The following is a 21,768-nucleotide window of genomic DNA, read 5'->3' on the forward strand; positions in this document are numbered from 1 at the left end:
CGATGGCTCTTGTTCGGACGTAAAGGCGCCCGCCGAGCGAGAGGAATTCCGCTCATTGCAACAGTCGCTTGGTCAGTGCCGAAAACGGTGGTCGATCGGTTCGTCCGAGAAAGCAGCGCGCCAATCCGATAGCCGTCGGCTGACCAGCCCGCCAGGACGGGTCATTAGGAATGTGGATCTGCCCGCCATTCGGATGTCGCGCCGAATTCTGAAATGGCAAACGAGATGACGCTCTGCAGGCGCGGCGTCATGCGGCGATCGCGATGATAGACAAGCGACATCGGTCGCTCACGGAGATGCCAGTCTGGAAAGAGTTGAACGAGCAGGCCTGCCTCGACATCCGAACGCAGCAGAATGGATGGCTGCATGATCACTCCGAGGGCCGCGCGTGCGGCCATGCGCACGGCCTGACCGCTATTGACAGTGATCGATATCCGCGGGATGACTTCGACCTGAACGTCGCCGTTCGCCAGCTTCCATGGTGACCGTGCCGCCGGAGCAAAGCCGATGGCGTCATGGTTGGCCAGGTCACTTGGATGACCTGGATTGCCCCTTCGAGCAAGGTAGTCTGGTGCAGCGCAGATCATCATCTGGTAAGGGGCAAGACGGCGCGCGATCAAGCGGCTATCGGGTAATTCGCCGATACGGAAGGCAATATCGAATCCTTCGTCGACAATGTCGACATTGCGATCCGTCAAGGTGATATCCAGCGTGACATCCGGGGCAAGCGCGCGGTAGCGCTGCAGTCTCGGCATCAGCACCTCTGCACCGAACGTCGTCGGAGCCGTCATCTTCAGCTTGCCACGAGGCTCTGCTTGCAATGCCTCGGCATCCTGATCGGCGATCGCCACGCGCTCCAGAATATCTCGACACTGTTCGACATAGCTGGCGCCGAAATCCGTCAGGCTCTGACGGCGGGTCGTCCTATTCAGAAGGCGCATTCCGAGCCGTTCCTCAAGTGCTGCCACATGCTGCCCAACCATCGCAGGTGACATCCCGAGCTTGCCGGATGCGGCACTCATCGAGCCCTCTTGCACCGTTGTCACGAATACCTGCATGGATCGGAAGAGGCACATTCGATAGCTCAACTTTTAAATGATGATATTATTTTCACGATTATCCATTTATCTGGGTGAAATACAACTCCTGTGACGCTGCAAACAAGGAGCACGACATGGCGCAGAACAGATTCACGGGCAAAACCATCCTCATTACGGGAGCGGGAACCGGCATGGGGCGGGCTGCCGCGCTTCGACTGGTCGAAGAGGGTGGCCAAGTCGCTCTCGTCGGGCGCCGGCCCGAGCCTATCAGCCAATTGCAGTCGGAGATCGAGGCCGCCGGCGGCACAGCCATTGCGATCGCCTGCGATATCGCCGACAACGAGGCGGTTGCCGCGGCCGTCCAGACGACGATAACTTGCTTCGGCAAACTGGATGCCCTCTTCGCCAACGCCGGCGTGCTTGGCGAGTTCAAGCCATTGGCTGTCACAGAAGCGGACGAATTCGACGCGCTGATCGCCACCAATCTGCGCGGCACCTTTTTCACCATCAAGCAATGCCTGCCGTTTCTGGCCGATGGTGCGATCCTCATCAACGCCTCCTGGACGGCTGGTGGCGTGATGCCAGGCGCCGGAGCCTATGCCGGCACGAAGGGTGCCCTGCAGGCGATGATGCGCACCCTTGCGGTGGAACAAGGCCCACGGAACATCCGCGTCAACGCCATAAACCCTGGCATCATCCTGACGCCGATGGCCGATGACGTCATCGACCCTGTCTTCGCGGCTCGCCTCGCCAGTCACACGCCTCTTCGCCGTAACGGCAGATCAGAAGACGTCGCGGGCACCGTGGCGTGGTTGCTGTCGGACGATGCCAGTTTCGTCACCGGCCAGGAAATCACCGTCGACGGTGGTTTCACAATTGGCGGTATCCGGCTTTAGTTCGGCGCTGTCCTATCCGTCAGGGAACTGACCGCATACACCTCGCAAGGCCGGCTCGCTGGTTAGCTTTGCGAGTTCTTCGGCGCAAGGTCCAACCTCGGACCGATCGAAGCCATCGTTGAAGTTTCTGATCAAGCCTTCCGTCTTCCACCTGTCATGATCACAGGGACAACTGAGGCCTAACGACCACACCGAATGCGTAGCATGTGCCGTGCCTCCCGGATCCTAGTAGATGTCGTGTTCGAGCTTTTCGAGGTGTTCGGAGCAAACCACCTTCACCAATTCAAGCAGCACGGTCGTCCGCTCGCTGAGCCAGGTGAGAGCCTCCTCGCTGATCTCGTAATGTTTCGAATAGCGCGCCTTCACATAGGCCTCGTTCAAAGTGTTGAACCAGGCGCGCTCCTTGTGATGATCACGCGGAAAGGCTTCGGCCAAACGACGGTCCTGCTCCTCGGCGAGCGAGCGCAGGAACTTGATGTTGTGCGATGGTGGGCCGTAGTTGGTCAGAGTGAGGAGGACGCAGGAATAGGCCTGTTCAAGCGATTGGTGAAATGCGAAAGCAGCTCTTTTTCGCTGTTGCTTAGTGCGGGCGTATTCTGCCCAATCAGCGAACTCCTCTGCTGCTACGAACCGGTCCTCATAGTGTTCCTTTGCAACCCGCAGACGATCCTCGGTCGAGAGTGGCTCGGGCTCGGGCAGGGGCTCATCGTCCAGTTCGTAGAGAACGATGCCCTCCTTGCGAATATCGGAGAAGAAATAATGCCCTTCCTTGAGGTAGGTATTCACCTCGCGCCTGGAATGGACGATGAAGCTCACCGGCGTTTCGATCGAGGCCTCGTGGATCAGCCGATCGGCGGCCTTGTACCAGTACTCGGCGAATTCGCAGAGTTTGCGGTTGTTGACGATGATGAGCAGATCGAAATCCGAGCGATACCCCTTCATGGTGAAGGGCTCGTCGACCCACCCGCCCTTGGCGTAGGAGCCGAACAGGATGATCTTCAGGATCCTGCCGCGCTTCTTGAAATCGGCCGTGCCTTCTTTCAGCGCATCCTCGAATTCCTCGTGGAGGATTTCAAGGACCCGGCCGAGTTCTCGTTGCTTGCGAAGCGGCATATGATCGAGCGACGATTTCATAAGCAATCGATAGGCGAAAGATCCAATATCGTCTACTCGCAGTTTTGAGAGGGAATCTGTGGGAACTAATCGCCTCGGAGATCACGTTCTCTCGAGGAACCGCGTTAATCGAAGACGACCGTGAATGTGGCTTCCCAAGAAGGTCCTGCACTCCAGGAACGGGGAGCACACGCTGCGTCACCGGCGCGTTGGCCACCGAAAAGGCAGATGCCCTTTCGCCTCTGAATGGGGATGTCGATCAGCTTGATTACGCGGAATCAATTTCGTTGGAATGATACCACTTTATTACCTGCCAGGATCATTGGAATCTTCCGGATTGGCTGAATGCGACTAGCGGACATTTAGCTTCGTGGGCGAAATCAAACGTTTCAGCCCGATTTCACGGAAGCGGGTGAATGCCAACACACCATCCTTGGCTTTAGCTCGAATGAGCGCCCCCTCGTAAGCGTCCACGATACTCGCTGTTAGATCATTGATGTTCTCGTCACTGTCAATATCGCCATCCTGCTGCGCAGCGGCCAGCACCCCTTGAATACTTTTCTCCCAGCGTTCGAATGAAGCGGCGAGCGCATCGAGAACGACTGCGCTCCGGCCTGCAGCGCTTTGGGCAATCATACCGTAAAGGCACCCTGCATATGGGGCGGCCGCCTTATACTCTTGTTCAAGAGCTGCGAAATAGGCATCGAGGCGGGCCAGCGGACGGAGCGACATGTCAGTGAAGAATTTCTCCCGCACCTGCCGGTACTTCTCCTCATACGCTTCGACGACCGCTACGACGAAGTCATCCTTGCTCTGAAAGAAATAATAGAAGGACCCTTTCGGGACGTCGACGGCCTTCAGGATCGGGCCGATCCCCACACCGTCATAGCCATGCGCCAGCAATTGCCGCATACCTTCGGAAATGAGGCGTTCACGCGTCGCAGATTGACCATCCATAACTAGACCAATCGTCTACTAGGCTGTTTATGCACATCTCTCTCCACGGAGTGACCTCATATGAGCATAGCACGCAGTAGGCTTGTCGGCATCTATCTCGTGATTTCTTCTGCTGTTTTGTGGAGCACGGCCGGGCTTTTTGTGCGCATCGCCGACATGGATGTCTGGTCAATGGTCGCTTGGCGGTCGGCCTTCTCATTCGTCACGCTTGGCGCATTTGTATTGATCCGCCGAAGATGGACGAAGAAAGGTGTTAAAGGGACTTTCGGCATGCCTGGTGTGGTTGCATGTGTCGTTTCTACAGTAGCGGCGATCACCTATGTTGCGTCTTTGCAGCGGACGACCGTCGCGAATGTCATGACGGTGTACGCCACGCTTCCGTTTGTAGCGACCGGGATCGCTTTCTTATGGCTGCACGACCCCGTGACATACCGCTTCGTGATCGCTGGCTGTCTAGCTTTCCTGGGAGTAGTTATTTCGGTCGGAGCAGCTATGTCGGCAAACGACCTTCTTGGCATCCTGGCTGCTTTTATCATGACGGCTGGATGCGCCACGCAGATTGTCATTGCCAAACGGTTTCCAAGCATGGATTCGACGATGATGACGGTCTTGGCCGCGTTGGCCTGCTTTTGCATCGCCCTTCCGCTCATGCAGTATTCGATACCGACATCGACACAGCTCCTCGCATGCGCTTTCTATGGGATTTTCACGACCGGCATTGGTTATGTGCTTTTGTTGCTTGGCTCTCGCCGGATTGGTTCAGGTGAAGCCGGACTATTATCCATGCTTGATGTCATCCTTGGCCCAATATGGGTCTGGATTTTCTACAGCGAGGAGATCACGCTACCAGTCCTTCTGGGCGGTGCAGTCGTTTTGACTTCTGTCTTTTGGTATCTCCTACCGAGCCGTAAGGTTGCTGCCCCCGTTTGAGCAACGGCCGCTTTGGGCAGATACCTTTGATAAAGTCGCGTCGAGATCGTGCGGCAGCTCTGGATTGCGGCTGGCGCGCCAAGGTGTAGCTCCCTTTATGCTGGTTTCGGCATCGGCGTCGGGATTAGCTTTGCGAGTTTCCGGAGGTTTTGGGCTGCGGCTGCGAGGTGGAACTCATCTCTAGCTCCGTTCGGCCCTCGTAGTCGCAAGCGATCTAATCTGAGGATGCGTTTGAGGTGAGCAAAGAGCATCTCGACCTTTTTCCTCTCCCGCCTCGAAGTGACATAGGCTTCCGTTTTGGCGATATCGCGAGCCATGTCGCGAGCGCCCTCATGGATGGAGCGTGGTATTTTGCGCGCCGGGGTGTTCGGGCAGCATTTGGGTTTCAGGGCGCAGGGATCGCAGTCGTGCTCGCTGACTCGGTAGCATACCATGCCATCCTCGTCGACAAGCGGACGCTCATTTTTGTAGGTGATCTGTCGCGAGCGTAACTCCTTGCCGCCAGGGCAGGTATAGAGATCGCGTTTGTGGTCGTAGACAAAGTCGGCTTTTTCGAAAGTGCCGTCGCGCCGCTCGGACTTGTCGAAGACCGGGATATGCGGCTCTATCCCCGCTCGTGCACCAGCCAGCCCAGCATCTCGGCAGAACCATAGGCGCTATCGGCGGCCAGCCGTTCTGGATAAAGGTCGAAGCGATCCTGGGTGCGTTCGATCATGGTGCGTGCCGCGCCGACTTCGGCCTGTTGGATCGCCCGGCTCGCTTCGACGTCAACAATGATGGCATTGTTCATATCGATCAGATAGTTGGTGGCGTAAGCGAAGAAGGCGTGGCCCCCTTCTGCGCTCCGGTCCACTGCGCCGCCGGATCAGACCTCGATACGAACTTCGGCTTCACCTCACTGGCCGCACCCCAGATCACTATCCCGGAAGCGGCCATGCCGGTTCTTGGAGAAAGTCGAATGATCCGGCACATCGCCTTCCAGGCCGAGCCGGCAGAACCACCGATAGGCGAGGTTCAGATGCACCTCCTCACACAGCCGACGCTCGGAACGGATGCCGAAGCAGTAGCCTACGATCAGCATGCGGATCATCAGTTCTGGATCAATCGAGGGCCGCCCGATCTCGCTATAGAAAGGCCGCAAGTGGGACCGCAAGGCCGGACAGGTCGACGAAGCGGTCGATAGAACGCAGAAGGTGGGCGGCGCGCAACTCATCCATCTGCGCGTCATGGACCTGATCGTCCGTCGAGACGCGGGCGTAGCCGACGAGCCGTTTCGGTAATGGCGGCTGATTTGAAGCTGGTCGTCTTGCCATGGGTATTTGCGGCTGCTTTTCAGGTGCTTTGTACAAATAAGGAATGCGCGAAGAAATGACCCTTTGCGAGTATGTTTTATGATCAAAGAGGAGGCGCTTCCAGCGCGTCTTCCGGTCGACACGGAACGCGCGTCAGCGGCCTTCCACCGGCGTAATGCCGCAGAACTGTGTGATTGAATGAGCGCTATCGCATTGTTCGCGCATTGTTGCCCAGAGAGATGCTGGAGCGGGCTTCTATAGGCGATACGCCCGCTAGGTAAGGTCAACCAGAGCTTTGCCTATCGAGGCTAGGGGCATTGCTTCCACATCGTGCTTTAGGCGGAAAGTTTCCTGCCCAGGGTAAACGACGATGCATCGTGCTGGGTCGAGATCTTCGCATGCAAGATAGAAGCCTTTCTCGAGTTTCGGCGTCAGGCTCCGCTTGATTTCGATAGCCCAAGGTCGTTCACCCGGGGGCGTCAGAAGGAGGTCAATCTCCGCACCAGCCAATGTTCGGTAAAAATTGCTCTGAGTTCCGGGGGGGGCTGCTGCAATCAACGTCTCGATCACGAGACCTTCCCAGCTTGCCCCGGCGACTGGGTGTCCAAGCAGGTCCTCCTGAGTGGTCAGTCCCAAAAGGGTGTGGGTGATGCCGCTATCGCGAACATAGACCCGCGGTGATTTGACAAGGCGCTTGCCAACATTCGCATGCCAAGGCTCAAGGCGTCGCACGAGGAGTAGATCAACCAGGAGATCGAGATAGGAGGCGACCGTCTTGCCATCGACGCCGAGCGAACGCGCAAATTCTGCGGCATTCAGAAGTCCGGATTGATGATGTGCGAGCATTATCCAGAAGCGCCGCAATGTCTCGGCAGGAATACGAGGACCAAGCACGGGAATATCTCGTTCCAGATAGGTTCGTATGAAGTCCTGCCGCCAGCGCTGGCTTGCACGATCATTTACCGCAAGGAAACTATCAGGGAAGCCGCCTCGCACCCATAGCTTATTCAGATCATCAACTGGTACTTCCAGGCCGTCGATCGGACCCATTTCAAGGTAGGCGATGCGACCGGCCAGCGTCTCACCCGACTGTTTCAATAGATCGATGGATGCGGACCCGAGCAGCAGGAAATGGCCAGCCTTCCTCCCATTTCGCCGGCCCCGATCGATAAGCCCACGCAAATTCTGAAAAAGATTTGGTAGCCGGTGAACCTCATCCAGGATAACGAGCTTGTCGCTATGCTGGCTGAGATATAGTTCCGGCTCGGTGAGTTTGGCGCGGTCGGCATCCGATTCCAGGTCGAGATAGATTGATGAGCGTTGTTCGGCTATGGCGAGAGCCAGCGTAGTCTTGCCGACCTGACGCGGGCCAATGAGCGCAACGGCGGGGCTCGAATCGATCAACTCAGTCAGTTTTGTAGATATTCGACGTTCAATCATCCTTGCATTTATGGAGTATAATTCCGTAATTGCAAGGACGATATGTTGATAGCTCGGCTGCGTCCGCTGGCGCGTCGCGCGTCGTTCACATTGCCGTGCGCCTAAAGGCTCGCCGCGTCGGTTGTTCGGAACGCCATCTTTAACCCAAGGTCGATGACTGGATTGATTTCTACCGCGGCCGTTGGCGTGGGGCCTTAACTCCAACGGTCGATGAACGGCAGCGAAACGCAACATTCACAGCCTGTTCAGCGCGCCAATGTCATCAAGTAACCAGAAAGAGCCTTACCTCCCAACACAGGCTCTGATGGAGTAGCCGATGAAAAAGCTCATTCTCTCGACACTTGCTACATTGGTCGCGACCGGCAGCATCTTCACTTCCTATGGCTCCGCGAGCGCACATGATTATCGCGAGCACCGGCACGGCGACAGGAGTGCTGCCATCGTTGGTGGGCTGGCGGCGGGGCTCATCGGCGGACTGGTTGCCGGTGCTCTCATCGAGGACAGGGACCGTCCGCGGTATGATGAAGGCGCAGATTATCGCTACAGCCGCGGCCCGCGCTATGAAGGTAATGTCGGTTATCGCGACTATGGTGACTCGGGCTACCGTTATAGCGTTGGTCCGCGTCATGAGGACAACTCCGGCTATCGCGATTTTGACGGCACAGGCTATCGTTATGACAGTGGCTGGCGTTGATGCAGACCAAGTACATTTCCAGCCTTCCATGACGGCGACCTGAATTGCCTCGTAGAACTTTTGCGCCAACGGGGCGATTTGAGGGTCAATCCGTCAAATGACCAGCCTTGCGGCCCGCCCGTTCTTCCGTTCTACATTGTTGTAGTAGCTTGCAGCCTGCGCCACCGATTTATGAAATGACTGCTGCATGGCTTCCTGAAGCGGGATGCCGCGGTTGGCCGCTTCGGTGAGATAACCAGATCGCAGCCCGTGGGCTGAAAATATCTCTGGATCGAGACCAGCCTTCCTGCAGCGGGCCTTGAGGATGAAATTGACGGACTGCGGTGTCAAGGCGCGGCGATCGACGTTGCCCCACTGGTCGATACGACGGAAGATTGGCCCTGCCTCAATTTTTGCCTCCTGGATCCATCGCTTCAAAGCCCCGACCGGACGGCCGATCAGGACGGCATGGGCCTTATCTTCTACATTCGTCGTCTTGGTGCGGCCGAGGTTGAGTGTGAGGCAGGGCAGGAGAGGGGAGGCGGAATTCTGCGGGTCGGCATGCACCGGCTCCTCGTCAATCAGATCCTCGATGCGAAGGCTTGCAATTTCGGAGCGTCGGCGGCCGCCGGAAGCGAAGGCGGTCAGCAGCAGGGCGCGATCGCGAACATCGACCAGACGATCGCCGGCGCAGGTGACCATGAGCTTTGCCAGGACATCGCCGGTAACCGCTTTTTTGCTCTTGCGGCGGCTTTGCCGCGGCGCGGCGCGCACAGCAAGCCGGAGCGCGGTCTTCAATGATGGCGCCGAAAACGCTCCGGTTAGTCCGCGCCAGCGTGTTAGGATCGACCACGAGGTCAGGCGCCGGCGCACCGTGTCGGGCGCATGCGGGCCGTTGACCCGTAAAAACCCTTCGGCGCGCAATCCTGTCTCGACCTCGACCGGCATGCCATGGTTCGGATCCTCGGCACGTTCAACAGGGTCCCAGAGATGATGAGCGACGAATTTCAACAGCAGGCTCTCCGGCGCCGGCCAGGGCAGGGGAGAGCCGATGGCAAGCGCGCACCAAGCCTCAAGATAGCCGAGATCGGAAGCGAGCGCCCTGAGCGTGTTGCCGCCCATGCCCTGTTGCGCCAGATGTTTTAAGGTGGCGACATCATCGTCCGTCAGCAAAGCGGCTAGCTGATCACGACGGGCAAACGGCAGCATGGCGGTCTCTGGCGCTGTGACTTGCCCGACTCTAGCGGTTCTGCGCCGCCAAATCCATCACTATCGATACTTGATACTTATCGATGGTTAGCACCCCAACCAGCTGTCATACCATGTGGCGAACCGCAATATTCATATAGAGTTCCTTTAGCAAATCATTTATCATGATTTCAATGGCTTACGATCTCGCGAAAATCAGCATGACAGCCTTGATGGAGCCGGCTTTTCGCGCCGGCATCGAACTGGCTCGTCTCGACGAGCGGATTGCCCGCTCGCCGGTCGGCCCGGGCTGGATCGAGCGGTCCCACTTCGCCGACGCCTGCGCTTCGCTCTGGATCGACGGCGAACTCGTCCATCTCGAAGACCTCGTCCTCCACGACGCTACAAAAGATATTCGCACACCCACCCACGAACTGACCATCGCCCGCGACGTCTTACGCACCCGCCGGCGCATTTCTGGCCAGCAACCCGACTGGGCGCTCTCGGTCGACGGGGTTCGAACGTTGCGAAAGACTGCGGAAATCACCCCCGCCGACGCGGACGAGGCGGAGACAGCCAGTACCGTTCGGCAAGCGGATGCGACAGATCCAGAAGGGGAGGGGGAAGAGGGGGAAGATGTCGACGACATCGGTAGCCTCGCCGGCGTTGACTATGCCGCCATCGATGCGGTGCTCGCGCGATCGGAAGCGGCTATCCAGCAGGCAAAACTGCCTGGCCGCGCCGGCGCCTCGGAAAGGGATTCGCTGGTTTACGATCTTGACTGGGACGAGGATGCGCGGCTGCAGGAATGGCGCGGGGTGCTGCGGCAGGCGCAAGATTTGCCGGCGGTGCTACAGGCGATCGTCACTCTCGATGCCTGGAACGAGCTTTCCGTCCTGCAGCATGCGCCCTGGCTCGGCCGGCTATTTGCCGCTTCCATCCTGCGCCAGGCCGGTATCACGACCGGCGCCCATCTGACCGCCATCAATCTCGGCCTCAAAACCATCCCCGTCGATCGGCGCCGGCATCGCGATCGTGAGACCCGGCTGCTTGCCATCGCCCGTGGCCTCCTTGCGGCCGCCGAGATTGGCTTGAACGAGCATGACCGGCTGGCGCTCGCTCGGCAGATGATGGAACGCAAATTGTCGGGAAGACGAACATCTTCAAAACTGCCGGAGCTGGTCGAGCTGGTGATGGCAAAACCGCTGGTGTCGGCCGGGATGGTGGCTAAGACGCTCGAAGTGACGCCGCAGGCGGCGCGGCGGATCGTTTTGGAGCTCGGGCTTCGCGAGATGACGGGGAGGGGGAGGTTTCGGGCGTGGGGAATTCTCTAGCTAGATCCGCAGTATTCTGCAATCAACGCTATTCAGGCAAAACGGACGCTCGGGGGAATATCAGTGGGACGACCGCCGGCACCTGGGGAAATCGCCGGTCTGTCGAGTTCTTTGCCTCGGATCGGGCGTCGTCGATCACTGAAACCGAACAGAACGCCGCCGCTAGGTAAATGCCCGTCTCGGTCTAGTTGTCTTGGCCGGCGCTGGGCACGGCAAAGATCCCCGGATGGGCAACCCGTAACTTGTCAAGAAGCTGGGGGTGCTGCTTTCCCAAACGCGCTGATATCGATTTGACGAAAATTGCTCTGGCTTTGACTTTGCTCTGGATGGTTCCTTGCGCAACGAGAAAGAGATTGCCAATAGCCTTGAATCCCTGTTTGCCCATCTTCACTCTGTCCTCGGTGTCGTCGATAAACAATATGCCGGCGCAACGCTCGAGGATGATCGTCATATCTTCATCGACGGTGAGGCGCTTCGAGACGATCTGGTCTTCATAAAGCAGGCGCTCGACGAATTTCGTGCTGGGGCTAAAGCCAACGAATTGGCAATCGGTGAAGCTACAGTGCTCGATCATAACTGGTCGGTAGTGGGGGCCCGCGACGTCGGCGATTTCGCAGTTCTCAAACTTGCAAAAACTTAGGCGAGAAATCGTTCCGACACCAACATCGATCGACAAACTGGTCATCCTGAATTCCGAGGAGTTTACCTGGAATTCGCCCCGCACCGTCAGCGCGCCGCCTGAGATGATGCATGTCTGGAAGACTGTCTTTTGCGTTGATGCCGCCAATACGCAGTTGGACATCTGGACGTCCTCGAAATGACAGTCCTGAAGTCTGCCGTTGAACGAGACGTTGACCCAGCTGCCGCCCTCAACGCGCCAGCCGCTAAAGTGGCTCTGGCTTATCGAGGAATTCGAAAGCGTGACCAAGTGCCAGCCACAATAGGTCCATGTCGTTGCGCGCACGACCAATCCGTCCATTGCGCGCTTCCTGACAGACAGCTCCCAGACGTGATTGTTCGAGAAATAGTCCGTGTTGATTATATCAGTTGCCCCGAGCAATATCCCGATGGCATTTCGCTTTACGAGATCGCCTTCATCTCGCTTCTTCGCTGCATTTGTCTGAGCACGCAGCACCGCGGAGACAGTGGAGAGAAGTTTGGGATTAACCGCGGCAGCCTCCCCGATGAAGGAAATGATTTCGCGCGTGAAGGGCTCAGTAAGCGACGATCTCGCCAGTCTACTTTCAGAGAGCTTGTCGACAACTGACTTTGCGACGAAAAACTCCATAAAGGACTTGTGCGTGAAGCGAAACGAAGAGGCTTGCCGAGACAGGAACGTCGTCACCTGTATATCCGCGGCGATCTGCTCTGGATTGTACTGGCTCAGATCTGCGGAGAACTCGAACGATGAGGGCGTTTTTTTCGCGACCTCAACAATCTCTGAGTGCTCAACATCCAGGGAGGCACGTTTGAACATCGTAAGAGCGATCAGCTGTGCATACTCTTGGCGCTGCTTCTCGTTGAGTAGCTTTCGGCCTTTGCTTTTCCCCCAATCTCTCTTCAAATTGAGACTCGTATAAGCATCGTAGAGCGAAAAAGCGCCGCCGATGACGTTGTGGCGACGAATGTCGATCTGTCCCTGGAGGATCGTGTCCTTGATCATCGACAACATGATGGGCCGCTTCATAAGGTCGGTAAGGTCGTAGATTTTCTCGATCTCTGCCTTCACCTCCTTCCATCCACTGTTGCAGACCCCTTGGAAGTCCGCGTCAAATTTCGTCAAGTACTCATCAATCTGGGCGGGCCGGAAGACGTCAAGGTTTGCCACAGTGCTGGAGAGATCAAGAAGTCTCTCAAGTGTGGTGTTGTCGACATACTTATCGAACAGAAACTGGCTCGTGCGAGCAAGCGTCGTGGTCTCCGCGATGTTGAAAAGATGTGCGTCCCAGCGTCCCGGCAGACCGACATTTCGCTGGCCCTCCTTGAGATTGACCAGGCGTATGAGTTCGTTCAACTCTTCAGTGGAGACGAAGTAGGCCGGACGGCACGTCAAAATGACGGGCGAACCAGATGTGATCAATCGGTGAAGTGATAGAAAGGTCTTGGCACGATCGGTCCGGTTCGACCCTGTAATGATTTCGTCAAATCCGTCGAGAAGAAACAAGAAGCCCGCTTCCCGCGCAAGCGTCCAGAAGACGTTCGGCGGCATATTGCGCTGATATTTCTGCCGGACAGAAGCTGTGATGAAATCATCAAGCCCTTCGTAGAACGAATAATCCTTCAGCGTGAAATAGAGCGGCCGATGTCGAGTTTTCTGCTGAAGGAAAAGGCTTGAATATTCGTATTCGAGTCGCCGTAGAAACGTGGTCTTTCCACCACCAAAGTCGCCTAGAACGGTGAGAAACCCTTCGCCGAAGTCTTCGATCCACTCGATGGTGGTATCCAGGATATTTTCTATTTGCCCATCGGTTTTACCGTAGGGGAGTCTTCCCTGCGCTGATTGCGGTAGGAACTCATCGAATATCTGTTCGGACTCATACCCCTTCTTCAGGGCCAACAACGAATCCGCGACGTTGACCAAGTCATCCTCCAGGTCAGGGAGGCGGACCAGCTTGAAAAGCCTGTCGTTGTCTGCGGCATTCTGTGCCTGTTGCGAAAAACTGGTATTCGTCACCATCACGCAGTGCGAAATGCCGTGGCTTTTCATCAATGCGCCAAAAGTGCTGATCGTGTCGAAGACATCCTGGTTGCTGACCGATCCGCTGGTCTTGTATTTGCACTCGATGATGACACGTGTGACACCGATGCCTTCGAGATGGCGTTCGACGAGAACGTCGATTTGCTGACCACCAAGAGGAACGTTGGTCTTTACGCTGTAGCCAAGGATTGCGTAGAGGCTTGCGACGTAAGCTTCCAGCTCGGCCGGGCCAGCGATCCCGCCTTTTGATCGGTTCCGCCCCGCCGCGCCAGCCATCAATATAATTCCCACTTGGACCAGAATCGTCTTTCGCTATATTCTAGGTAAAGTAGCAAGATGCAAGATCGGCCTGGCGGAGCACGACCGGCTGGCGCTGGCGTGACAGATGATGGAGCGCAAATTGGCGGGGAGAAGAATGTCTTCAAAACTGCCGGAGTTGGTCGAACTCGTGATGGCAAAGCCATTAATATCAGCCGGGATGGTGGCGAAGACGCTCGAGGAAACAACGCAGGCGGCGCGGCGGATTGTTTTGGAGTTGGGCTTGAGAGAGAGGAAAGGGGGAGATACCGTGCTTGGGGGATTTTCTAAAGGGAACCGAGTTCTTAGATCGGCATGCGGGGGCAATGACTGTTCGCCCGACAAGCTGGACGGCAGCTTCGCTAATCCGATCTGCGCCAGCCTGGTCGTAACGGGAGGCGACGAAATGGCCCTCATCTGGTCGCGGCGCCCAGCCGGGAATTAATCGAGCCGCCGGGGCTCGCGTTAGCGGCGCCCGGCACCTCCAAAGGGTCAAGAATCAGTCGCGGCTCGCCACAAGCCGCAGCTTTGGCTTGTCTGCGCCCTTGGGGTCATTTCGAGGTGGCGCAAGGCCATGCATTTCAGCGAATTCACCCGGATCCGTTCGAAGCGCGTCGGCCAATTCCTCAAGAGAATAGCCAAGTTCTTTCATGTGAAGGTCGACAAGCTGCCTGCTAAGTTTCCCCGATTCCGGCGGTATGTCGAATTCCTTAGGCTCACGTGTCCTATACCCATACATACTCATCTGCTTGTACAACCGGGTTGCACTTTCATCTGGGATTACCCCAAGCGTCTTGGCTCTGTAGATCAAGGCGGACATCGCAACCCGCCATTTTTGTTTCAGTTGCCCCAGCTTCGGAATTGAAAGCCCCCGCTTCAGGTCTGCCAGTACCCCCGAGCGTGGCATGAGCAGCTCCGCGGCGAACTCATTCGCCTCTTTCTCCATTGCTTCATACGGATAGGGATGAAGCACGACATGTCCATATTCATGGGCCAAGCTAAAGCGTTTGCGATCAACAGGGCGGTTCTGATTTAGCACGATGACCGGCTTCATTCCCGCTGGCCGGAGCGTAACGCCATCGATGTCGGCCTCACCGAAGTTGCCTTCGACAACGAGGATGCCCGTGGACTCAACATAACGGATCAAGTTGCCGATTGGAGTATCCCCCAACTGCCATGACGCGCGCACATGAAGGGCAGCCATGCTGGCTGACGTGACCGCACTGGCGTGTTCACTGACACTCGACTGGCTATTAACAACCTCAAATTGGAGGAGTGGGTATTCAGGTTCCAAATCGATCGCGTCGAGCAGCCTTCGGAACTGGAAGACGAAATGGTTGGCGAGCGCAATGACAGCATGTTGATCCTTAGCGGAAACAGCAGCCTTCTTTCGAAAAGCTGCCCCGTGAAGGCTCATTGGTGTTCTGTAAAGAAGCTCCTGCTCATAGAAAAAGCTTACCGGGAATCCCAAAAAACGCGCAATCGATTGGGTTTCCTCCAACGAAAGCACGTCTCGAGTGCCGTTTTCGATACGAGAGATTGCGGCTTGAGCAACCCCCGTCCCCGCGGCCAATTCCTTTTGAGTCTTTCCGCGTCTGTTACGAGCTAGAAGCAGCATCTCCCCGTTTATCGGTCTTGCCGCCATGTTTGAACTCGTCTCCTCTTCCCTTCTTCAACGTCATCTTGGTTCCGCTTGGCCCATCTATAGGAGCACGTTCCGCCACGCCAGTGGCTTCAGCGGGCAATTCGCGGTGGATTTCAATTTTCCGCTGATCGACCTTATCGGCAAACTTCAGAAACGCCCGGGCGACCGAGGCGCCAGTGCCGCTGAGATGGCAGGCGATGAAAAACAAGAGGTCGGATGGCGCCTCCACTTCAAAGCCGGGAAGCGTGGGCTCGCTTTCAATATCGTAAGCGGCGAATTGATGCGCGGCTTTCGAAGTGCCGCCGCGCGGCCCGGCAAGATGAAGCTCAAAGCAGACAGTGAAGTCTTTTCCATCGATTTCAAGGTCACCGGTAATCTTATTGCTCTGACCATTTTCGCAATAGCTGATGGCCAGTCCATGATCGGAGAGCTTGGCCGCCGCCGCCGCGTCCGTCAGCGCCCCGTTGAGCACTGATCCAGTGGCCCTTGGATCGCCCAAGTCCACGTGTCGAACTTTCGCGAGATCGGCCAAAGTCCCTTCGAGCTCGCAAATCAGCGCCCAGATTGGAGCTTCGAAGCGTTCTCGAGCAGCAAGCAGTGCGTTGTCTCTGTTCAAGTCCGAATCGCCTTCTACCATTTGACACTCTCCTTATACTGCTGTTGCGGCGATTCGTCAAAATATTCATGAAAATATTCACAGCTTGAATATTTAGACGCTTCGCCGTCGCCAACGAAACCTCTACCCGTGCTCCCGCGTATATCCCAACTGCCCAAAAGGCCCGCTGGTTCGCAGAATGACGATGCTCCGCAGAAGGACTGACGAATGGCCAAGGACTTCGTGATAGATCGGACGATATCAACTCGGGCTGCGAGACTAGGCTCACAATGTCGTCACGCAGGAGCTTGGGACCCGAACTGATCTCGACATCAGCCCTTCGCGCGAACGCCAAATCGAGGCGACCGCTGGACGCAGCTTGGCGACAACTTTATTTTTTCATTGCGGCCTTTTGCATATCAGAAGTCGAGACAGTTGCTCGCTCAAATGGATACGAATTGCTCAGGACGAATACTTCTGTGCGGCTGATCATCTCGTTGCGGGATCTAAGTTTTACCGATAGAGGTCGCTTCGTTGGGGGAAGATATGAAGCGCATCGACATCAATACGGTGGAGCCTGGAGATATCCTTTTTACAGCTCGGCCAGGCAAGGTGAGCAAATCGATCCGTTTTGCCACGAAGGGTATCGTTTCTCACGCAATGATCTGCGTTCAGCTTGGCTCGTTTATCGACTCCACAGCAGAGGGTGTACAGGCGCGGAACCTCCAACGCGAGCTGTTCAATGAGGACGAGTTAATCTTCCAGTTTCGGCTGAAGGACCCTGTGGGTCAGGAGGTCCTGTCCAAGGTCATCGATTATGCGCGGGCCGAGATCGGCGCGCGCTATTCCTTACCCGAAGCTATGCGGTCGGTTGCCGGCATGCGAAAGCCGAGATCTAATCGCCAGTTTTGTTCTCGGCTTGTGGCGCGCGTCTATAAGAAAGCAGGTCTCGATCTTGTTCCGGACGCCGACTACTGCTCGCCGGAAGACTTGAGGCTCAGTCCCCTGCTGGTGGAGATTCCGGTCCAGACCGAAACGGTATCAGAGGAGGAAACACGTTGGCGCGAAACCAACGCCAATCCCGTTCGTGATACCCATCAAGCCCACAATGCAATTCTCGATGTCGCACGTTCGTTTGACCCGGGTATCGAGAGCCTGAACGACCTGTATCCACTGCTGGCGAACCGTCCTGATGTAGATCCGGAAATCGCAGCCGTCCTGCGCGAAAGCGGTTATCTTGATTTATGGCGGATTGAGATTGAAACCTTCCCTTGGCGTTACGACCAAACCCTCATCGCTACGATGACTGATCCTGGGCAGATGGCGCAGCTGCGCGAATACTGCATTGGCACGGTGATAGAAGCGTACAGCGGTGGCATGCGTTTTGCGGTCAATCTGGTTCAATTGCAGGCGCTGCAAAGCCAGTACGGCGGTGAATCCTTCCGGCTATGGGTAGAGCTCTATGAAACGCTGGTTCTGAACGACCAAGCCCGCAGGGAAGTCGCTTTCACATGGCTATCGGAGCACCATCCCGATGACCTGAAACGGCATATGGAACAGATCGAGCCTCACAGTCCCTACTGGTATTCCATCGTTGACCGCGTTGAGCCGAAGCTGGCGGCGCTGTCGCGCCTTGGCGTGGCTGCAGAGGAAGACCTGAACGTCTGCTCATCATGCGGCGATCAGCCAGCGGCGGCGTACCGTGTAGTCAATGGGGCTCAGACCATGCCAGGAGTGCCATCTCTACGCTTGTGCAACGACTGCATCGAAATCCGGCGCGACATGGGCAATATTTTAGCGCCGTTTCTGCCGTAACTTGGAACTGAAATGCATAACCAGCCTGTGAGCCAGAAGGACGCGCTGCTTTGAGTCAGTCAGGAATTAGTGTTCTGGACCCTGCGCAGCTGCTTCGAATTGAAGCCGTACATCGCGGCTATCTTTTTCAACACCTCTATGCGGTTCAATGTTTGTTGTCGGCTGCAACCTTCTCGGCGCAGGCCATCGCTGTAGAAGGGGATGAAGACGTCGAGATCCAGCTCGATGGTCTGCGCATCTATGTCCAGGTGAAACACCGCAAGGATCCCCTCTCCTGGGATGACATTGAGAGTGCGGTATCGCGATTTGCGGATCTGCGCCGCTCGCACCAGCGTTTAGAACGAGAGGGCGCTGCACGGTTCATCGTCGTCAGCAACGCAGCTCCGAATGGACCATTGCTGGAACGGACTAAAGCCTCAGACTGGCCCACCGATGTGAGTATCGATTGGCCGGCGGCAGAGGTGAGCAATCGGATCATTCCCGCCCCCGCGGCCTCCTTGATGGAGGCGGTCCAGGCAAGCTGCAGGTTGGCGGAGGTTTTGCCTTTCGCAACGTTGGCACCGGAAACACTCGTCTGGAAGCTGGCAGGCGTCGTTATGCTGGCGGCGACGGGAGAAAGAGCTTCGCTCGATCACGTCTTTGCGGCAAACGAACTTCCTCCGCTTTTTGAGCAACTTCTGCTGCAATTGCAGGATTTGCCCGTGCCACCGGTTCCTTATCGCGTCCAACAAGACGAGCCCGACCTGTTAACGGGCGACCGAGTCCGTCTGATTGTCGGTCATTCGGGGGCGGGCAAAACGTCGTGGCTCGCGCAGGCCGCGCAGCATGCCGCGGGTCCTTTGGTCTATCTCGACGTCGCCGACACGCCAAGCGCCGCCTTGGCGAATGCGGTTGCGAGGGAGGCCGCAGGTCGTTTGCAGGGAAGAGGCTATGGTCTCGGCGAAATATTCCTGCCTGGCGCCTCCGGACGAGAAATCCTGCAACTTCTCTCGCGCCGGATTGCTGACCGCGGTGATGCTGTAACGGTTGCCTTGGACAATGTGCACAAGCTCGCGGCTGATGACCTTATCGGTGTCATCCAGGCCGGCAAGGATATCAATTTCCTCCTTCTTGCCCGGCCAGAGGGCGAGGTCCCTGCTATCGAAGCGACCGTAGGCGTGAGGCGCGAAACCCTTGGTGGCTGGGCTGCTGATACCGTCGCAGCCGCTGCGCGCGACGCAGGCTGCAAGGGTGATGCCGCCGATTTCCAGCGCTTGATCGATTTGACGGGTGGTCTTCCACTGTTCGTTCAAAACGCTCTCGCTGTGGCGGAGGCCGACTACCAGGGCTCGGTGAAGCGCCTCTGTGCCGACTTGGCCCGCTCGGCGCACACAACGGAGATGGCGCAGGACCTTATCTTGGGCCGCGCATTCGAACGGCTGCCGGACACAATGGCCAAGATCGCCGATCTCCTCAGTCTTTGCGATGCACCCCTCACACGTGAGGAAGCAGCCTCCTACGTGGTCGCGGCGGGTGGGGCAGAACGGCCGATCTTTTTACAATCTCTTCGCAAGTTACTGAGCTCGGGTCTTTTGCAAACCTTCGCGAGCGACAAGATCAAGCTCCACGACGCGGCCCGGGTGGTCGGCAAGGGGCGGCTCGCTCTTCTCGGTACAGAGGCGGTCAAAGCTCATCAGGAAGCCTTGAGAAGTGTCGTCCAGCAAAGCCTGCTGGAAAGCTGGAGCCCAGCGAAGCTCTCGCTGTTTCTGCGGCTCACCGGCGAGGTTGGCCGCCTCGATGTGCTTGTCGAAATGGCAACGGAAGAACTGTTCCATGAAATGGGAGTCTGGCCTGAGGTTGAAGCCTATCTCGAGCACGGCGCGCAGGACGAGGGCATCCCGCCCGACCAGCGCATAAAGGCATTGGATGGCCTCGCTTTCGCCGACATGAAAGCGGGGTCCGACCGGGTCGCCTCATGGCTCGATCAGATGGACGCTCTCATCACGACGCATAAGCTTGGAGCCGAAGAACGGCTTCGCGTCGGCATGAAGCGCATGAATCTTCTGGCTAGCAAAGGCGATGGCCAAGGTACTGCACGCCTGATGGCGGATCTGGCGCCGTTCGTGAATAAACTGTCACCCGGTCATCGGCGCGTCTTTTCTTACAATCTCGCTTGCGCCGAACTTGCACTCGGGGAACCGAAGGCAGCAATCAAACGAATTCAGCCTCTGATCAAGGAATACTACGACCTCATAGGGCTGTCCCCCGAATTGGTGATGGGAAATAACGCCCCCGAGCTCGAGCCAATGCTGAAGGAGGGGGCGGAGGTCGATGACGTCAAGCATCTTGCGGACTCCCTTGATGTCTTGGCCAAGGCGCTGGATGCTGAAGGTAGCTTCTCTCCTCTGGCGCGCGTTCACGCCCTGAAATTCTACGATCTGGCACGCGCCCCGGACTCCCTATTCCGTGTCGGGCAGGATCTCGTCGACCAGTTCATCCGCCAGCGTGATTTCGATGGCGCACTTAATATGATGGAATCGATCGTTCTGCCGCAGCTGCGGCAGTGGAAGTTGGCCGACTATCTTATATCCGTTCGTTCCCAGTTCGCGGTCGTCTTGGCATATTGCGAGCGATATTCTGAAGCCGAGGCCGAGATGTTCCGACTGGAGCCCTACAGATCTGGGCTCGGTCCGTTGGCGCAAAAGGAACTGGATGACCAGCGAAACTTGATTGCAAACCTTAAAAGGTTCGGGCCGCCTCCCAAGTGGGTTCCACCGCCGGGTTTGCTCGACCGGCTTGCCGCGCAGCTCGGCCGCAAGGGGAGAGTTCCATCTATGCCATCACGCGCTGTTGTGCCGAAGGTTGGGCGGAATGAACGATGTCCATGCGGATCAGGTAGAAAGTATAAATACTGTCACGGATGAAGCGACCAGCGTTGGGATCGTGATGACGGACGGTCGCTTGAAGCGTGATTAGGCGGTTAGAGGTGCAATCTGGCATGGGAGGTCAACTGAACTGACCGACAGCACGCTTCATTGGAGAATCTAGACAAACAATCTGGACATTCCGGACAATCCGAACTATCTTCATTTCAAAGAACATGGAGGTGATTATGGCATTGATTGCTCCAAAATCGGGTAGTGAAAGCGGGTTTGCGGTAAAGCCAGCTGCGATGCACGATATTCTAGAGGTACTCGCCCGACACAATCCCGGATTATCCAAGACGGCGCTCAAGGCGACTGGAAAGGTTGTGGCCGCTATTTCGGCAGCGACGGCGCAGCTCACGACCGAGCAGCAACGCAAGATCGTAGCCCATGAGAACAAGCTAGCGGAGGCGCTGGGGGCGGTGGTCGCTGACCTCGCGTCCAGCGATGGCCCCCCCTTGACCGTTATGAATGCCGAGCGGCCGGTGGAAATTAGTCAGGGAGCCGGGCTCAATAACCTGTTGGACATGGACGAAGGGCGACGACGACTGGCGGCCTATGCGACGCCGGTGCGGATCGAGGATTGGGCGGGTCCCGTTGCTGGTCCCGCCGAGATCGAGAAGGCGTTTGGCACCAAAAGATCGACGCTGCACGACTGGCAGAAACGCGGGGCGGTTATCGGTCTGTTGAAAGGGGAGCGTAAGCATGTCTTCCCGTTGGCTCAGTTCGTGGACGGTCGTCCCGTCAGTGGGATGTCGGATGTGACCCGGATCATCGGCAATCCGCGTGCGGCATGGCAATGGTTGATCCAACCGAAGCCCAGCATCGGCGGGACTCCCCTTGATCAGCTCAAGGCAGGGAAGATTGATGAGGTTATCACGGCGGCCGGACGGGACTTCGGCTGAATCGTGAAGCTTGATTCAAAAACAGTCTCGGAACTCGCGCTTGATTT

General features: G+C 57.0%; 15 protein-coding genes and 3 pseudogenes. 8 read left to right on the forward strand and 10 right to left on the reverse strand.

Translation table 11 applies throughout. From position 1 onward, the window contains the following. Nucleotides 1-164: 164 nt before the first annotated feature. A complete protein-coding gene (locus EEQ99_RS02220) occupies nt 165-1,076 on the reverse strand; it encodes a LysR family transcriptional regulator (protein WP_127429948.1) in 912 nt (303 codons plus the stop codon). Between the two features lie 98 nt (nt 1,077-1,174). Here EEQ99_RS02220 and EEQ99_RS02225 point away from each other — a divergent pair, with 98 nt between their 5' ends. Next, nucleotides 1,175-1,936: an SDR family NAD(P)-dependent oxidoreductase gene (locus tag EEQ99_RS02225; RefSeq protein ID WP_127429949.1), complete on the forward strand. Its 762-nt coding sequence runs from the start codon at nt 1,175-1,177 to the stop codon at nt 1,934-1,936. 225 nt (nt 1,937-2,161) lie between these two features. Here EEQ99_RS02225 and EEQ99_RS02230 read toward each other — a convergent pair whose 3' ends face one another. Both EEQ99_RS02230 and EEQ99_RS02235 read right to left on the reverse strand, forming a co-directional pair. After that, nucleotides 2,162-3,070, reverse strand: coding sequence for a nucleotidyltransferase and HEPN domain-containing protein (locus tag EEQ99_RS02230; RefSeq protein WP_127429950.1), 909 nt, complete (start codon nt 3,068-3,070; stop codon nt 2,162-2,164). A gap of 330 nt (nt 3,071-3,400) precedes the next feature. Beyond that, complete coding sequence (locus EEQ99_RS02235; RefSeq protein WP_097596194.1) at nt 3,401-4,006, reverse strand: TetR/AcrR family transcriptional regulator; 606 nt, start codon at nt 4,004-4,006, stop codon at nt 3,401-3,403. Nucleotides 4,007-4,066: 60 nt separating this feature from the next. Between EEQ99_RS02235 and EEQ99_RS02240 the strand changes: the two genes are divergently transcribed. After that, complete coding sequence (locus EEQ99_RS02240) at nt 4,067-4,936, forward strand: DMT family transporter (protein ID WP_127429951.1); 870 nt, start codon at nt 4,067-4,069, stop codon at nt 4,934-4,936. A gap of 95 nt (nt 4,937-5,031) precedes the next feature. On the opposite strand, the pseudogene EEQ99_RS34855 reads toward EEQ99_RS02240, so the two are convergent. The 3 genes and pseudogenes from EEQ99_RS34855 to EEQ99_RS02250 form a co-directional block, all read right to left on the reverse strand. Next, a pseudogene (locus EEQ99_RS34855) lies at nt 5,032-6,153 on the reverse strand (transposase). Further along, nucleotides 6,133-6,249: pseudogene (locus EEQ99_RS34975) on the reverse strand (recombinase family protein); the annotation flags it as partial. The pseudogenes EEQ99_RS34855 and EEQ99_RS34975, both read right to left, overlap by 21 nt. A 252-nt stretch (nt 6,250-6,501) precedes the next feature. Next, entirely contained in the window at nt 6,502-7,668 is a 1,167-nt protein-coding gene (locus tag EEQ99_RS02250; RefSeq protein WP_127429952.1) for an ATP-binding protein, read from the reverse strand. Nucleotides 7,669-7,984: 316 nt separating this feature from the next. Between EEQ99_RS02250 and EEQ99_RS02255 the strand changes: the two genes are divergently transcribed. Continuing rightward, nucleotides 7,985-8,362 carry a hypothetical protein gene (locus tag EEQ99_RS02255; protein WP_097622528.1) on the forward strand — a complete coding sequence of 126 codons (378 nt, stop codon included), beginning with the start codon at nt 7,985-7,987 and terminating at the stop codon, nt 8,360-8,362. A gap of 93 nt (nt 8,363-8,455) precedes the next feature. Here EEQ99_RS02255 and EEQ99_RS02260 read toward each other — a convergent pair whose 3' ends face one another. Then, entirely contained in the window at nt 8,456-9,550 is a 1,095-nt protein-coding gene (locus EEQ99_RS02260) for a site-specific integrase (RefSeq protein ID WP_127429953.1), read from the reverse strand. A 164-nt stretch (nt 9,551-9,714) separates the two neighbouring features. Between EEQ99_RS02260 and EEQ99_RS02265 the strand changes: the two genes are divergently transcribed. After that, a complete protein-coding gene (locus tag EEQ99_RS02265; RefSeq protein WP_127429954.1) occupies nt 9,715-10,863 on the forward strand; it encodes an RHE_PE00001 family protein in 1,149 nt (382 codons plus the stop codon). Between the two features lie 184 nt (nt 10,864-11,047). On the opposite strand, the gene EEQ99_RS02270 is transcribed toward EEQ99_RS02265, so the two are convergent. Next, nucleotides 11,048-13,837, reverse strand: a complete 2,790-nt coding sequence (locus tag EEQ99_RS02270) for a restriction endonuclease (protein ID WP_127429955.1) — start codon at nt 13,835-13,837, stop codon at nt 11,048-11,050. Nucleotides 13,838-13,904: 67 nt separating this feature from the next. On the opposite strand from EEQ99_RS02270, the pseudogene EEQ99_RS02275 reads away from it, so the two are divergent. Beyond that, nucleotides 13,905-14,149: pseudogene (locus tag EEQ99_RS02275) on the forward strand (helix-turn-helix domain-containing protein); the annotation flags it as partial. 208 nt (nt 14,150-14,357) lie between these two features. On the opposite strand, the gene EEQ99_RS02280 reads toward EEQ99_RS02275, so the two are convergent. Then, nucleotides 14,358-15,503, reverse strand: a complete 1,146-nt coding sequence (locus EEQ99_RS02280) for an XRE family transcriptional regulator (RefSeq protein ID WP_127429956.1) — start codon at nt 15,501-15,503, stop codon at nt 14,358-14,360. Next, nucleotides 15,457-16,140, reverse strand: a complete 684-nt coding sequence (locus EEQ99_RS02285) for a hypothetical protein (protein WP_127429957.1) — start codon at nt 16,138-16,140, stop codon at nt 15,457-15,459. Before EEQ99_RS02285 ends, EEQ99_RS02280 begins: the two co-directional genes overlap by 47 nt. Before the next feature lie 504 nt (nt 16,141-16,644). Between EEQ99_RS02285 and EEQ99_RS02290 the strand changes: the two genes are divergently transcribed. The 3 genes from EEQ99_RS02290 to EEQ99_RS02300 all read left to right on the forward strand — a co-directional run bounded on the left by EEQ99_RS02290 (nt 16,645) and on the right by EEQ99_RS02300 (nt 21,721). Next, a complete protein-coding gene (locus EEQ99_RS02290; protein ID WP_127429958.1) occupies nt 16,645-17,913 on the forward strand; it encodes a YiiX/YebB-like N1pC/P60 family cysteine hydrolase in 1,269 nt (422 codons plus the stop codon). A 50-nt stretch (nt 17,914-17,963) separates the two neighbouring features. Beyond that, nucleotides 17,964-20,816 carry an SEC-C metal-binding domain-containing protein gene (locus tag EEQ99_RS02295; RefSeq protein ID WP_210212239.1) on the forward strand — a complete coding sequence of 951 codons (2,853 nt, stop codon included), beginning with the start codon at nt 17,964-17,966 and terminating at the stop codon, nt 20,814-20,816. 188 nt (nt 20,817-21,004) lie between these two features. Continuing rightward, a complete protein-coding gene (locus EEQ99_RS02300; protein ID WP_127429959.1) occupies nt 21,005-21,721 on the forward strand; it encodes an antitoxin Xre/MbcA/ParS-like domain-containing protein in 717 nt (238 codons plus the stop codon). The last annotated feature ends 47 nt before the right edge of the window (nt 21,722-21,768 follow it).

Origin of the sequence: Rhizobium anhuiense (assembly GCF_003985145.1) — a bacterium.
Lineage (GTDB): Bacteria > Pseudomonadota > Alphaproteobacteria > Rhizobiales > Rhizobiaceae > Rhizobium > Rhizobium anhuiense.